Origin of the sequence: Agromyces sp. NPDC058104 (genome assembly GCF_042884835.1) — a bacterium.
GTDB lineage: Bacteria > Actinomycetota > Actinomycetes > Actinomycetales > Microbacteriaceae > Agromyces.
This window is the reverse complement of the sequence record NZ_JBHVTD010000001.1, coordinates 1,310,730-1,324,078: the sequence shown is the minus strand read 5'-3', so window position 1 is coordinate 1,324,078 and position 13,349 is coordinate 1,310,730. Positions and strand designations below refer to the sequence as shown.

Annotated in this window: 12 protein-coding genes; 8 read left to right on the top strand and 4 right to left on the bottom strand. The window is 72.1% G+C overall.

Going from position 1 to position 13,349, the window contains the following annotated elements:
* Positions 1-8: 8 nt before the first annotated feature.
* Positions 9-1,058 carry a zinc-dependent alcohol dehydrogenase family protein gene (locus tag ACFVTH_RS06295; protein ID WP_387087883.1) on the top strand — a complete coding sequence of 350 codons (1,050 nt, stop codon included), beginning with the start codon at positions 9-11 and terminating at the stop codon, positions 1,056-1,058.
* 29 nt (positions 1,059-1,087) lie between these two features.
* Entirely contained in the window at positions 1,088-1,498 is a 411-nt protein-coding gene (locus ACFVTH_RS06290) for a TIGR03667 family PPOX class F420-dependent oxidoreductase (protein WP_387087880.1), read from the top strand.
* Between the two features lie 18 nt (positions 1,499-1,516).
* Here the strand turns inward: ACFVTH_RS06290 and ACFVTH_RS06285 are convergent, their stop codons facing one another.
* Complete coding sequence (locus ACFVTH_RS06285) at positions 1,517-2,074, bottom strand: hypothetical protein (RefSeq protein ID WP_387087877.1); 558 nt, start codon at positions 2,072-2,074, stop codon at positions 1,517-1,519.
* A gap of 43 nt (positions 2,075-2,117) precedes the next feature.
* On the opposite strand from ACFVTH_RS06285, the gene ACFVTH_RS06280 reads away from it, so the two are divergent.
* Positions 2,118-3,557, top strand: a complete 1,440-nt coding sequence (locus ACFVTH_RS06280) for a cellulase family glycosylhydrolase (RefSeq protein ID WP_387087874.1) — start codon at positions 2,118-2,120, stop codon at positions 3,555-3,557.
* Positions 3,558-3,573: 16 nt separating this feature from the next.
* Here the strand turns inward: ACFVTH_RS06280 and ACFVTH_RS06275 are convergent, their stop codons facing one another.
* Positions 3,574-4,080 carry a MarR family winged helix-turn-helix transcriptional regulator gene (locus ACFVTH_RS06275; RefSeq protein ID WP_157423635.1) on the bottom strand — a complete coding sequence of 169 codons (507 nt, stop codon included), beginning with the start codon at positions 4,078-4,080 and terminating at the stop codon, positions 3,574-3,576.
* A gap of 143 nt (positions 4,081-4,223) precedes the next feature.
* Between ACFVTH_RS06275 and ACFVTH_RS06270 the strand changes: the two genes are divergently transcribed.
* Complete coding sequence (locus ACFVTH_RS06270) at positions 4,224-5,693, top strand: MFS transporter (protein ID WP_387087869.1); 1,470 nt, start codon at positions 4,224-4,226, stop codon at positions 5,691-5,693.
* A gap of 214 nt (positions 5,694-5,907) precedes the next feature.
* On the opposite strand, the gene ACFVTH_RS06265 is transcribed toward ACFVTH_RS06270, so the two are convergent.
* On the bottom strand, positions 5,908-6,501 hold the full coding sequence (locus tag ACFVTH_RS06265; protein ID WP_387087866.1) for a nitroreductase family protein: 594 nt from the start codon (positions 6,499-6,501) through the stop codon (positions 5,908-5,910).
* A 202-nt stretch (positions 6,502-6,703) separates the two neighbouring features.
* Here ACFVTH_RS06265 and ACFVTH_RS06260 point away from each other — a divergent pair, with 202 nt between their 5' ends.
* The 4 genes from ACFVTH_RS06260 to ACFVTH_RS06245 all read left to right on the top strand — a co-directional run bounded on the left by ACFVTH_RS06260 (position 6,704) and on the right by ACFVTH_RS06245 (position 12,145).
* The gene (locus tag ACFVTH_RS06260; RefSeq protein WP_387087863.1) at positions 6,704-8,482 is read left to right on the top strand and encodes a S8 family serine peptidase; all 1,779 of its coding nucleotides are present in this window, start codon (positions 6,704-6,706) and stop codon (positions 8,480-8,482) included.
* A 114-nt stretch (positions 8,483-8,596) separates the two neighbouring features.
* Entirely contained in the window at positions 8,597-9,151 is a 555-nt protein-coding gene (locus ACFVTH_RS06255) for a TetR/AcrR family transcriptional regulator (RefSeq protein WP_387087860.1), read from the top strand.
* Positions 9,152-9,209: 58 nt separating this feature from the next.
* Positions 9,210-10,736, top strand: a complete 1,527-nt coding sequence (locus ACFVTH_RS06250) for an APC family permease (RefSeq protein WP_387087857.1) — start codon at positions 9,210-9,212, stop codon at positions 10,734-10,736.
* A 71-nt stretch (positions 10,737-10,807) separates the two neighbouring features.
* A complete protein-coding gene (locus tag ACFVTH_RS06245; protein WP_387087854.1) occupies positions 10,808-12,145 on the top strand; it encodes a flavin monoamine oxidase family protein in 1,338 nt (445 codons plus the stop codon).
* A 66-nt stretch (positions 12,146-12,211) separates the two neighbouring features.
* On the opposite strand, the gene ACFVTH_RS06240 is transcribed toward ACFVTH_RS06245, so the two are convergent.
* Positions 12,212-13,288, bottom strand: coding sequence for a threonine aldolase family protein (locus ACFVTH_RS06240; RefSeq protein WP_387087851.1), 1,077 nt, complete (start codon positions 13,286-13,288; stop codon positions 12,212-12,214).
* Positions 13,289-13,349 lie beyond the last annotated feature (61 nt).

The window sequence follows — 13,349 nt, the reverse complement described above, 5'->3', positions numbered from 1 at the left end:
CTCGGAGCATGCTCGCCACCGTGATCCACGCCGCCCGGGACATCCGCGTCGAGACCGTGCCCGACCCCGCCATCACCACGGGCGACGACGCCGTCGTGAAGGTCGTCGCCGCCTGCGTCTGCGGCTCCGACCTGTGGCCGTACCGCGGCGTCACCCCGACGCACGAGCCGCACCGCATCGGCCACGAGTTCGTCGGCGTCGTCGAGGCCGTCGGCGACGAGGTCGTCTCGGTGCAGGTCGGCGACTTCGTGATCGCACCGTTCTACGTGTGCGACAACACCTGCGTGAACTGCCGCAACGGCGTCTCGACCTCGTGCCTGCACGGAGGGTGGTGGGGCGGCGACGACCGCAAGGGGGCCTTCGCCGACGCCGGCCAGGGCGAACGCGTGCGCGTGCCGCTCGCCGACGGCACGCTCGCCGTCGTGCCCGGTCCCGTGCGCGACGAGCAGATCCCGGGGCTGCTCACCCTCTCCGACGTCATGGGCACGGGCCACCACGCCGCGGTCTCGGCCGGGGTGGGCCCCGGCGACACCGTCGCCGTCGTGGGCGACGGGGCCGTGGGGCTCTGCGCGATCATCGCCGCGAAGCGGCTCGGTGCGGGCACGATCATCGCGATGAGCCGCCACCCCGAGCGGCAGGCGCTCGCCCGCCGCTTCGGCGCCACCGAGGTCGTCGCCGAGCGCGGCGCGGAGGGCATCGAGCGGGTGCGCGAGCTCACCGGCGGCATCGGCGCCGACCGGGTGCTCGAGTGCGTCGGCACGAAGGAGTCGATGGACCAGGCGATCCGCTCGGCGCGTCCCGGCGGCATGGTCGGCTACGTCGGCGTGCCCAACGGCGGCCCCGAGCTGCCGGTGCGCCAGCTGTTCAACACGAACGTGGGCGTCAACGGCGGCGTCGCGCCCGTGCGCGGCTACATCGAGGAGCTGCTGACCGACGTGCTCTCGGGGGCGATCGAGCCGGGGCTCGTGTTCGACCTCGAGCTGCCGCTCGCCGAGGCCGCCGAGGCCTATGCCGCGATGGACGAGCGCCGGGCGATCAAGGTGCTGCTCCGCCCGTAGGGCGGGGCGAGCGACGAGGAGGGGCGTCCGTGGCCGACGAACTGCAGCTCAGCGACCGTGTGCGCGAACGGCTCGCCGCCGAGGAGACCATCTGGCTCACCACGGTGAACCGGCACGGCACGCCCGTGCCGACGCCCGTGTGGTTCGTCTGGAACGACGGCGAGCTCATGCTGCTCTCGCAGCCCGGCACGCCGAAGCTCGCGAACCTCGCGCGCAACCCGCGCACCTCGCTGCACTTCAACACCGACGCCGAGGGCGACGACGTCGCGGTGTTCACGGGCTCGGCACGCATCGGCGAGATCGGCGATGCGCCCGAGTGGGCGCAGTACGCCGAGAAGTACGCGCAGGCGATCGTGCGCGTCGGGTTCACGGCGGAGAGCTACATCGCCGAGTACTCCGTGCCGGTGCGCGTCACGGTGGAGCGGGTCAGGGCCTGGTAGGGGGCTCGAGACGCTCCGCTACTCGACCGCCGGTGCCGCCGCGGTCGCCGGTGCGCGGCGCACGGCGGCGACGATCGCCGCGACGGCGCCGACGAGGCATCCGAGCAGCGCGCCCGTGAGCGCCGACACTGCGACGCCCGCGACGACCTGGCCGAGGTAGGTGCCGAGATCGGCGCTCACCGCGAAGCTCAGGAAGACGCTGCGCACGAGGTTGCCGCCGATGACCGCGAGGGTCGTGACGCCGACCGCGGTGCCGAACGCGCGACCCGGGCCGGGATCGGGACGCATGCGCGCAGCGGCCCGGAGCTGCAGCGCGGCGATCGCGAGCATCACGAGTGCGCCGATGGTGTCGGAGAGCCAGAACGCCCACGTGGTCTCGCCGAGCGGCCAGAGCCGCAGCGGCGGGATGAGGGACGGCAGGCCCGCCGCCTCGGGGACGATGAGCGCCGGCGCCCACGTCGCGAGGAGGCCGGCGATCGGCCAGACACCGGCGAGCACGGAAGTGAGCGCGAGGAGCGCGAACACGGTGATCGGGACCCGTCGGAACGAAAGTGGGTCAACTGTCCTAGTCGACATGGGATCGATGCTAGCCTCTCGACCACGTGAGTCAAGGAGGACCATGAAGATCTCCGCCCGCGCCGGAATCGCCGCCCTGCTCGGCCTCGCCCTCGTCGCCGGCGGCATCGCCGCCGCACTGCGCACGCCCGGCCCCGCGACGGCCGCGGGCTTCATGACCGACGACGACGGGCGCGCCCTCGTGCAGCACGGGTTCTCGACCGCGTCGAGCGCGAAGTCGACGCCCGACGGGTTCCCCGAGTTCGACGAGGAGGAGCTCGACGTCGAGGTCGAAGACATGGGCACGAACTTCGTGCGGTTCCTCATCTCGTGGCGCTCGGTCGAGCCCGAGCCGGGCGAATACTCCGAGGAGTACCTCGACGGCGTGCAGGAGCGCGTCGACTGGTACGCCGAGCGCGGCTACCACGTCATGCTCGACATGCACCAGGATCTCTGGGGCTCGGCGATCACGCCCTCGGGCATGAGTGGCAACGGCGCGCCCGCGTGGGCCACGTACCTGGACGGCCTGCCGGTCGCCGACCACGACATGTGGGAGCTCTACTACCTCGAGCCGGGCGTCATCCGCGCGTTCGACAACTTCTGGAACACGACCGGCGCCCACCCCGAGCTCGCCGAGCACTACGCGGGCGCCTGGCGCGTCGTCGCCGAGCGCTTCGCCGACGACCCGACGGTCGTCGCCTACGACCTCATGAACGAGCCGTACGGCGGCACCGTGCAGGGGCCGGCGTTCGAGGCGGGGCCGCTGACGACGCTCTACCAGGAGGTGACCGACGAGATCCGCGAGGTCGACGAGAACACGTGGGTCTGCCTCGAACCGCAGGCGATGGGCTTCAACTGGGGTCTGCCGAGCGGGCTCGGCAGGGTCGACGACCCGCGCGAGGGAGAGCCGCGCGTCGCGTTCTGCCCGCACCTCTACCCGCTGCCGATGGATCTCGGCGACGGCTTCAGCGGCACTTCCCGCGAGCTCGTCGAGGGGACGGTCGCGGCGTGGCGATCGAACGTGCTGCGCACCGCCGAGCGGCTCGGCGGGGTGCCGATCATCCTCGGCGAGTTCGGCCTCGACACCACGCTGCCGGGCGCGCTCGACTACGTCGACCTCGTCTACGAGACGGCGGACGCCTCGGGGATGGGCGTCGCGTACTGGTCTCGCGACCCGGGCAGCTGGGGGCCGTACGAGGCCGACGGAACGCCGCGCAACCTGATCGGCGCGCTCGACCGCCCCTACCCGCGTGCAGTCGCAGGCGGGCTCGTCGGCTGGGACTCCGAGCCCGAGCGGCTCGTGATCGATGTCGCGGCGGACGACGGCGAGGGCGCGGGTGAGGGCGCGGCATCCGGGCCGAGCGAGGCGTATCTGCCGGCCGGCGCGTTCCCCGACGGCGGCGCGGTCGACGGCGGCGAGGTCGTCGGGTGGGATGCAGCGACGCGAGTGCTCACGTTCGAGATCGATCCCGGCGCGACCGAGGTGGTCATCACGCCGCGGTGAGGCCACGGGGGCGTCTCTACGCGTCGATGTCGTCGAGGCGCGCGATGACGACCTCGAGCAGGCGGGCGAGCTCGCCCCGCTCGTCGTCGCTCAGGTCCTGCAGCACGTCGGACTCGACGACGTCGGAGCCGCGGATGGCGACGCTGAACAGCTGCCACCCGGCGTCGGTGAGGCTGACGTAGATGCGCGTGCGGTTCTCGGCGTCGGGCGTGCGCTCGATGAGGCCGCGCTCGGCGAGCTTGTCGAGGCGATGCGTCATCGACGACGGGGCGACGTTCGTGAGCTCGGCGAGCTGGCTCGGCGTGAGCGCCTCGCCGGCCTTCGCGAGCGAGGTCACGACGGCCCACTCGCCGGCCGTCACCTCGAGGTCGACGAGCTGGCGCGCGTACCACTGGTCGAGCTTCTTCGTCAGGCTCTGCACGGCGGTGATGACCCGCTGCACCGACTCCTCGCCGCCCGCCTTCACGTAGGTCGCGACGGCGCGCCGGTGCAGCTCCTGGGCGCTCGGGGTGCGTTTGGCCATACGGGAATTCTCTCACGCATCATTCGGTTGCTAATATTTCGATATCGAAGACTTCGTATTCGAAGGGTAGAGGGATGCTTCGCGGCCGGCGTCGGCCCGGGGCATCCCTCTGCTCGTCGAGACCTCGGGAGGAGGACACCATCATGCGCGCGAGACTGCTCATCCTGGCCAGTGCCATCGGTTCGCTCGGTTGGGGCGCGGTGCTGCCGTACCAGTACGCCTACGCGGCCGACACCCGCGACTGGGGCGCCCTCGTCGCCGCGGGCGCCTCGTCGCTGTTCTCGATCGGGGCGCTCGTCGCCGCGCCGCTCGCCGGTCGCCTCGCCGACCGCTTCGACCCGGTGCGCGTCGCCGTCATCGCCCAGCTGCTCGGCGCGGCCGGCGTCGCCTCGCTCGTCTTCGCCGACGTGCCGGCGCTCTTCCTCGCGGGCATGCTCGTCTTCGGGCTCGGCCTCTCGGCCGCCGTGCCCGCGAAGCAGGTGCTCGCCCTCAACTGGTCGTCGAGCGACGACCGTCGCAAGGTCTTCGCCTACAAGTTCACGGGCGAGGCGCTCGGCATGGCGGCGGGTGCGTTCCTCGCGGGGCTCGTCGTCGACCTCGACCGGGCCGACGGGCTCGACATCGGGTTCATGATGGCCGCGGGCGGCTTCGTGCTGTCGTCGGCGATCATCGCGCTCGCCGGTCGGCTGACCTTCGCCGGACGGCTCGCGGGCGGTGCGCGGGCGGCTGCCGTGGCCGGCGGCCCCGCCTCCGTCTCGACCGCGACCGGCTCGATCGGGGCGATCGACGCGGCCACCGGGGCCATCGCCGCGGTCGACCTCGACGGCGACGGGCACGCCGACGGCGCCGCGCGCTCCCGCGGTGCGCTCCGCGTGATCTTCGCCCAGCCCGCGATGCGCTGGACGGCCGTCGTGACGATCGCCCTCGCCCTCGGCTTCTACGCGCAGTTCGAGTCGGGCCTGCCCGCCTACGGCATCACCGTGCTCGACGTCGACCCCTCTGCGATCGGCCTCGCCGCGGCGATCAACTGCCTCGTCATCGTGGCGCTGCAGGTCATCGTCGTGAAGCTCACCGCGAAGCGCAGCGCCCCGGCACTGCTGATGGCGGTCGGCTCGATCTGGGTGGTGTCGTGGCTCATCCTCTCGGCAGCGCAGTTCTCGCCGGGCATCGCCACGGCCCTGTTCGTCACGACCTACGGCATCTTCGCCGTCGGCGAGACGATCTACAGCCCCGTGCTGAACCCGCTCACCGCGCAACTCGCCCCGAAGGGCATGGTCGGCCAGACCCTCGGCACGATCGCCGCGCTGCAGACCGCCTTCTCGGCGGCGGGCCCGCTCGTCGCCGGCGTGCTGCTCGGCGCGGGCCTCACCGACGTGTTCCTCGGCATGCACGTCGCGGTGAGCGCGCTCGCGGTCTTCGCGGCGTGGCGCATCAAGAAGGCGCTCGACTCGGCGCCGATGCCGGCCGACGCGGGTGCCGAGCCGGCGGATGCCGTCGAGGCCGCCGACGTCGCCGGGCCCGACGCCACCGGGCCCGACGTCGCCCTGCCCGACGCCGCCGTGATCGTGCGTGAGGAGCCGCCGACCACGCCGGTCGACCTCGTGCGCGCGTAGTCCTCGGCCGAGGTCGGGCCGGGTCGCTCGCGCGCTGACGAGTCGTCGGAGCGCATCGGCGCCGCGCCGCGGTCACGCGGCGTGTCGGCCGGATCGTCCTGCGACTCGTCACGCCGGCCGTTCCCACCGGCTCCAGCGACGGCGGGCGACGCGCGGAGACGACGGATGCCCCGGGGGAACCCCGGGGCATCCGTGTCTCTGCTGACGCGGGCGACTACTCGCCGACGGTGACGAACTCGTCGAGCGCCTTGCGCTGACGGGGCGCGACCTCGCGCTCGCGCAGCACCTCGGGCAGGCGGTCGACGTCGCCGAGCGCGCCGATCGTGGTGATCGAGACGACCTCGAGCGAGTCGGCCAGGTCGAACGCCTCGTGGATGGCCTTCGCGTCGAAGCCGCCCATCTGGTGCGTGTGCAGGCCCTCGTGCTGCGCCTGCACGGTGAGGTGCGCGACCGCCTGGCCGAGGTCGTAGCGCGCCCACGGCCGCTCGCGGCCCTCGGCGTCGACGGTCTCGGCGAGGTTCGCGATGAGCACCGCGGCCGAGTCGGCCCAGGCCTGGTTGAAGCCGGCCATCGCGTCGTGCAGCTTCGCGAACGCGGCGGTGCCGCGGCGCGCGACGATGAAGCGCCACGGCTGGGAGTTGTTCGCCGACGGCGCCCAGCGGGCCGCCTCGAGGATGGTGCGCAGGGTCTCGCCGTCGACGATGGCGTCGGGGTCGAACGCGCGGGGGCTCCAGCGGTCGGCGAGCGGGTCGATGAGCGGTGCGGCGGTGTCGGCCTTGCGCGAGGTGAGATCGGTGACGAGGGTCATGGTGGTGCCTTCTGGATCGAGTGATGTGCCGGGTCGCCGTTGCCCCGAAAAATGCAAACGCATGGATGCTACGCCGCATTCCCCGAGCATCCGCTGGGGGCCGTCCGCCCGGGCCCCGCGCCCTCCGCGCGCCCCCTATCCGAGGGGCATCGGGCTGTGACAGCATGGCCGGGCAAGTTCCATCAATGAGGAAGGAATCTCAATGCTGAAGATGCGATCCATCGCAGCAGCTTCCGTGTTCGCGCTGGGGTTGACCGCGCTCGCCGCGGCACCCGCGGGCGCCGCCATCGGAGCGGAGGCGGGCGGCGACCACGAGTACGTCGTGCTCTTCGCCGAGGGCGTCTCGAGCGCCGACGCGCTCGCCGCGGTCGAGGCCGCCGGCGGCACCGTCGTGGCCGAGAACGCGGCCGTCGGCGTGGCCACCGTCACCGCCGGGGCCGGCTTCGCCGCTGCGGCCGACGCGCAGGCGGCGATCGAGGGCACCGCGGAGAACCGGGTGATCGGCGACGTTCCCGAGTCGCGCGCCGCGAACGGCGAGGCGCGCAAGCTCGACGCCGTCGAGCAGGAGACCCGCGAGGCGGGCCTGGCCGACGGGCCGCGCAGCGCGAAGGGCGACGCGACGGCGAACTCGGGCAAGAAGCACCGTCCGGGTGCGCCCGAGGCCGAGCCGCTCGCCGACCTCCAGTGGGACATGCAGCAGATCGACGCGACCGCCGACGGCTCGTACGCCCGCCAGCAGGGCTCGAAGGGCGTGCGGGTCGGCATCATCGACACCGGCGTCGACGGCAGCCACCCCGACATCGCACCGAACTTCGACGCCGAGCTGAGCCGCAACTTCACGGTCGACGTGCCCGTCGACGCGAACGGCGACGAGGTCGACGGCGCCTGCGCCGACGACCCCGACGGCTCCTGCGAGGACGCGGCCGACGTCGACGAGAACGGCCACGGCACCCACGTCGCCTCGACGATCGGCTCGCCGATCAACGGCCTCGGCATGGCCGGCGTCGCCCCGAACGTGACCCTCGTGAACCTCCGCGCCGGTCAGGACTCGGGCTACTTCTTCCTCCAGCCCTCGATCGACGCGCTCACCTACGCGGGCGACAACGGCATCGACGTCGTCAACATGAGCTACTACGTCGACCCGTGGCTGTTCAACTGCACGAGCCACCCGGCCGACTCGGCCGAGGACCAGGCCGAGCAGGCCGTCATCATCGAGGCCATGCAGCGCGCGCTCGACTACGCTCGCGGCCACGGCGTGACCCTCGTCGCCGCCGCGGGCAACGAGGCGATCGACTACACCAAGGCGGTCACCGACGCGGGCAGCCCCGACTTCGCGAGCGTGCCCGGTGAGGCCGCCTACGTGCGCGACCTGCTCGACCCGGCCTCGTGCGTCTCGATGCCGGCCGAGGGCGACGGCGTGATCTCGGTCTCGAGCACGGGCATCTCGGAGCGCAAGGCGTACTACTCGAGCTACGGCAACGGGTACATCGACGTGGCGGCGCCCGGCGGCGACTCGTACGACACCCCGGCGGGCACGCGCGACGTCACCAAGACGATCCTCGCGGCCTACCCCGAGTCGCTCGCGATCGCGAACGGCCAGATCGACGAGAACGGCGACCCGCTCGTCTCGAACGTCGTGAAGAGCTGCGACGACGAGGGCACCTGCGGCTACTACCAGTTCATCCAGGGCACCTCGATGGCCTCGCCCCACGCCGCCGGCGTCGCGGCGCTCATCGTCAGCCAGTACGGCGCGAAGGACCCGCTGAAGGGCGGCCTGCGCATGAACCCGAACGCGGTCGAGAGCAAGCTGCTGAAGACCGCGGTCGACGAGGCGTGCCCGGTTCCGGCCGAGTTCACCTACACGCGCCACCTGCCCACCGGGCAGACCGCGACGGCGACCCACACGTGCGAGAGCGCCAAGAAGACCAACGGCTTCTTCGGCGACGGCATCGTGAACGCGCTGCGGGCCGTCGGCCGGTAGTCCACGCACGGCGCCGGTGACGGCGCGAGCCGCCACGCGACACCTCGGGCGCGGCATCCGTTCTCACGAACGGGTGCCGCGCCCTCGTCGTGCCGCCGCCCGTACGATGTGCAGATGATCACCGTCGATGGGCAGGCCGCCCGAGTCCTCACCGCGTACACCGACCTGCTGGTCGAGCGGGGCATCCGCGGGGCGACGCTCGAGGCGATCGCGAGCCGGGCGGGCCTGTCGAAGTCGGGCCTGCTGCACCACTTCGGGTCGGTCGGGGCCCTGCGCGCCGCGCTCCTCGTCGAGATGCGGGCGCAGGCCGGCCGCGATGCCGACGAGATGCGCTCCGCGCCCGAGGCGGCCGTGCGCTACTACCTCGTGTCGTCGCTCGATCGCGACAGCGAGCTCGAGCGGCTCATCGATGCCGGCTACCGCGTCGCGCAGACCGGCGACGAGGCGGCGCTCGAGGCGCTGCGCGCCTGCCGCGACGACTGGCTCGAGGCGCTCGTCTCGGCGACGGGCGACGAAGGGCTCGCCCGCATGGTGCTCTTCATCGGCGACGGCATGAACCACAACGCGTTGATGAGCCCGCCGGAGGGCGACGGGGTGCTGACGTCCGCGCACGTCGACGGCCTCATCGCGACGCTCGAGGCGATGCGTCGACGAGTACCGACCGACTAGTCGGTCGGTGAGGTAGGATGTTCGCGATCCCCCACCCCTCGACGACGAGCAGGTCCCCGTGAGCACCACCCGTGCGGTAGACACCGCTTCCCCCACCCCCACCCCCGGCGCAGGAACCCCCACCAAGGGCCTCGCCATCGGCAAGCTCGGGCTCTGGGGCTCGACCGTCATCGGCATCGCCTCGACCGCGCCCCTGTTCTCGCTCGCCGCGACCCTCGGCTACGTGATCATCGCCGTCGGCGCGCAGGCGCCCGTCGCGTTCATCCTCGCGTTCGTGCCGATGCTCTTCACCGCCTTCGCCTACCGGGAGCTGAACAACGACGTGCCCGACTGCGGCACGGTGTTCACCTGGGCCGCCAAGGCCTTCGGCCCGCGCACCGGCTGGATGGCGGGCTGGAGCATCGCCGTCGCCGGCGTGCTCGTCATGGCGAACCTCGCCGAGATCGCCTCGGTCTACCTGCTCAGCCTGCTCGGCGACGGCTCGCTCGCCGAGAACCGGGTCATCGTCACGGCGTTCGGATGCCTCATCATCGCCGTCATGACCTGGGTGTCGCTCCGCGGCGTCGAGATCGGCGAGCGCATGCAGCAGGTGCTGCTCGCGATCCAGTACCTCGCCATGGCCGTGTTCGTGATCGGCTGCCTCGTCGGCTACTTCTCGGGCAACGCCCCCGACGCGACCCCGGTCTCGCTCGACTGGTTCAACCCGTTCCTCGCCGACGGCACCGGCATGGTGCAGGCGATCCTGCTCGCGCTCTTCATCTACTGGGGCTGGGACACCTGCCTCGCCCTCACCGAGGAGACGAAGGACCCGCGCCGCACCCCGGGCCGCGCCGCCACCCTCACGACGGTGATCCTGCTCGTCACCTACGTCGGCATCACCGTCGTCGCCATGATGTTCGCCGGCCTCGGCGACACGGGTACGGGTCTCGCGAACGAGACGAACGCCGATGACGTCTTCTCGGTGCTCGCCGGCATGGCGATGGGGCCGATGGGCTGGTTCCTCGTGATCGCGGTCGCGATCTCGGCGCTCTCCTCCTCCCAGACGACGATCCTGCCGACCGCACGCGGCACCTTCGCCATGGGCGTCTACCAGGCGCTGCCCGCGCGCTTCGCCAAGGTGCACGAGGCCTCGAAGACGCCGACCTTCTCGACGACGCTCGTCGGCGTCATCGCGATCGTCTACTACGCGGGAATGAACCTCGTCTCGACCGACGTGCTCGCCGACTCGCTGCTCTCGATGGGCCTCGCCATCGCGTTCTTCTACGCCATCGCGAGCTTCGCGTGCGTGTGGTACTTCCGTCGCACCCTCTTCGCGAGCCGCCGGAACGTCTTCTACCGCTTCCTCTTCCCGCTGCTCGGCGGCCTGTTCATGACGTGGGCGTTCGTGCAGTCGGCGATCGACATGCTGAATCCCGAGTACGGCTACTCGCAGGTCGCGGGCGTCGGCGGCGCCTTCATCGTCGGCATCGGCTCGCTCCTGCTGGGCGTGGTGCTCATGTTCGTCTGGGCGATGTTCCCCGGCTCCCGCGACTACTTCCAGAAGCGCTCGCTCAACCGCGACACCGAGGTGCTCGCACCCGAGTGAGCCACGGCCGGATGCCTCGCCGGCATCCCGTGCCGTCGACCACACCTCCCGAACGAATGGATCAGAAGCCCATGTTCGACACCGTCATCGTCGGAGCCGGCGTCGCCGGACTGACCGCGGCCAGGCTGCTGCGGGCCGCCGGCCGCAGCGTCGTGGTGCTCGAGGCGCGCGACCGCATCGGCGGGCGCACCTGGACCGATCGCTCGCCGGGCTTCAGCGTCGACCGGGGCGCCTCGTGGATCCACGGCATCGAGGGCAACCCCCTCACCGGGCTCGTCGAGGCCTTCGGCATGGCGTCGGCCGAGTTCACCGTCGGCAGCTTCCAGGCCGGCGGCCGTCCGATCGCGAACTACGACGAGGCGGGCCGCGAGCTCGACGCGGCGGCGACGGAGGCCTGGCTCGCCGATGCCGAGGCGGTCGCCGACCGACTCGCGGCGGCGGCCGACGCCGCCGGAGAGGGCGAGAGCTACGCCGACGTCGTCGAGCGGGTGCTGGACGAGCTCGGCTGGAGCGGCCCGCGCGCCGAGCGCGCCCGCGCGTTCCACCGTCACCGCACCGAGGAGCAGTGCGGCGCCGACAACCCCGACGTCGACGCCCACGGGCTCGACGAGGACGCGATCGACGGCGACGAGGTCGTCTTCCCCGGCGGCTACGACGCGCTCGCGACGGCGCTCGCCGAGGGGCTCGACGTGCGGCTCGGCCAGGTCGTCACGGCGGTGGACCGGTCGCGCGCCGACGCCGATGGCGGGGTGCGGGTCACCACTGCCATGGAGTCGTTCGACGCCCGCGACGTCGTCGTCACGGTGCCGCTCGGCGTGCTCAAGGCGGGGTCGATCGCCTTCGAGCCGGCGCTGCCCGAGGCGGTGTCCGGGGCGATCGATCGCGTCGGGATGGGCACCTTCGACAAGGTGTTCCTGCAGTTCCCCGAGCGCTTCTGGCAGGACGGCGCCTACGCGATCCGCCGGCTCGGTGCCGACGGCGTGCCCTGGCATTCGTGGTACGACGTGTCCGTCGTGAGCGGCACGCCGATGCTGCTCACCTTCGCGGGCGGCGACTGGGCTCGTCGCGTCGAGCGGATGCCCGACGACGAGATCGTCGCCTCGGTGCTCGACGGGCTCCGGGGCCTCTACGGCGACGCGGTGCCGGAGCCCACCGGCCACTGGATCACCCGCTGGGGCTCCGACCCGTTCTCGCTGGGCTCGTACTCGTACGTCGCCCGCGGCGCCTCGTACGACGACCACGACCTCATCGCCACGCCGGTCGACGGGGTGCTGCACTTCGCGGGCGAGGCGACCTGGAGCGACTGCCCGGCGACCGTCAACGGAGCGCTCCTCTCGGGGCACCGCGCCGCCGAGCGCATCCTCGGCGAGACGATCCCGCTCGAGCGGCTGGTACAGCCGGTCGAGTAGCGGAGCGTATCGAGACCTGCTGAGTGGCCTCGATACTCCTGCGTCGCTCCTCGACCGACGGAGCGGTCACGCTCCGGCGAGCTCCTCGCGGATGCCCGCGACGAACGCGTCGATGTCGTCCTCGCTCGTGTCGAACGAGGCCATCCAGCGCACCTCGCCGCGCGCGGCGTCCCAGTCGTAGAACTTGAAGCCGCGGTCGCGCAGCTTGTCGGCGATGCCCTGCGGCAGGGTCGCGAAGACGCCGTTCGACTGCGTCTCCTGCGAGAAGCCCAGGCCGGGCAGCTCGCCCGCGGCGATGCCGGCGTCGAGCGCGTCGCGCAGGCGCGAGGCCATCGCGTTGGCGTGCGTGGCGTTGCGCAGCCACAGGTCGCCCTCGTAGAGCGCGATGAGCTGCGCCGAGACGAAGCGCATCTTCGAGGCGAGCTGCATGTTGAGCTTGCGCAGGTACTTCAGGCCCTCGGATGCCTCGGGGTTCAGCACCACGATCGCCTCGGCGCCGAGGCATCCGTTCTTGGTGCCGCCCACGCTGAGCACGTCGACGCCCGCGTCGCGCGTGAAGTCGCGCAGCGGCACGCCGAGCGAGGCGCCCGCGTTCGACAGGCGCGCGCCGTCCATGTGCACCTTCATGCCGAGCGAGTGGGCGTGCTCGGTGATCGCGCGCACCTCCTCGACGGTGTACGCCGTGCCGAGCTCGGAGGTCTGCGTGATCGAGACGACGAGCGGCTGCGCGCGGTGCTCGTCGCCCCAGCCCCAGGCCTCTTCGTCGATGAGCTCGGGGGTGAGCTTGCCGTCGGGCGCGGCGACGGTGAGCAGCTTGATGCCGCCGACGCGCTCGGGCGCGCCGCCCTCGTCGGAGTTGATGTGCGCCGTCTTCGCCGAGACGACCGCACCCCAGCGGGGGAGCATCGACTGCAGGCCCGTCACGTTCGCGCCGGTGCCGTTGAACACCGGGAAGGCCTCGACGCCCTCGCCGAAGTGGTGGGCGAACACCTGCTGCAGGCGCTCGGTGTAGACGTCCTCGCCGTAGGCCACCTGGTGACCGTCGTTGGCGGTCGCGATGGCGGCGAGCACCTCGGGGTGCACGCCCGAGTAGTTGTCGGAGGCGAAGCCGCGGAAGGTCGTGTCGTGGAGCGCTGAGTTCACCGAACCATCCTCGCACCCGGCGGCTGGCAGACATCGTGACGCAGGGCGCACGGATTCGCCG

What these genes read in the sequence shown, in the direction of transcription:
- ACFVTH_RS06295 (WP_387087883.1), top strand. Translation starts at nt 9, where the DNA reads ATGCTCGCCACCGTGATCCACGCCGCCCGGGACATCCGCGTCGAGACC.
- ACFVTH_RS06285 (WP_387087877.1), bottom strand. Translation starts at nt 2,074, where the DNA reads ATGTCGACTAGGACAGTTGACCCACTTTCGTTCCGACGGGTCCCGATC.
- ACFVTH_RS06280 (WP_387087874.1), top strand. Translation starts at nt 2,118, where the DNA reads ATGAAGATCTCCGCCCGCGCCGGAATCGCCGCCCTGCTCGGCCTCGCC.
- ACFVTH_RS06275 (WP_157423635.1), bottom strand. Translation starts at nt 4,080, where the DNA reads ATGGCCAAACGCACCCCGAGCGCCCAGGAGCTGCACCGGCGCGCCGTC.
- ACFVTH_RS06270 (WP_387087869.1), top strand. Translation starts at nt 4,224, where the DNA reads ATGCGCGCGAGACTGCTCATCCTGGCCAGTGCCATCGGTTCGCTCGGT.
- ACFVTH_RS06265 (WP_387087866.1), bottom strand. Translation starts at nt 6,501, where the DNA reads ATGACCCTCGTCACCGATCTCACCTCGCGCAAGGCCGACACCGCCGCA.
- ACFVTH_RS06260 (WP_387087863.1), top strand. Translation starts at nt 6,704, where the DNA reads ATGCTGAAGATGCGATCCATCGCAGCAGCTTCCGTGTTCGCGCTGGGG.
- ACFVTH_RS06255 (WP_387087860.1), top strand. Translation starts at nt 8,597, where the DNA reads ATGATCACCGTCGATGGGCAGGCCGCCCGAGTCCTCACCGCGTACACC.
- ACFVTH_RS06245 (WP_387087854.1), top strand. Translation starts at nt 10,808, where the DNA reads ATGTTCGACACCGTCATCGTCGGAGCCGGCGTCGCCGGACTGACCGCG.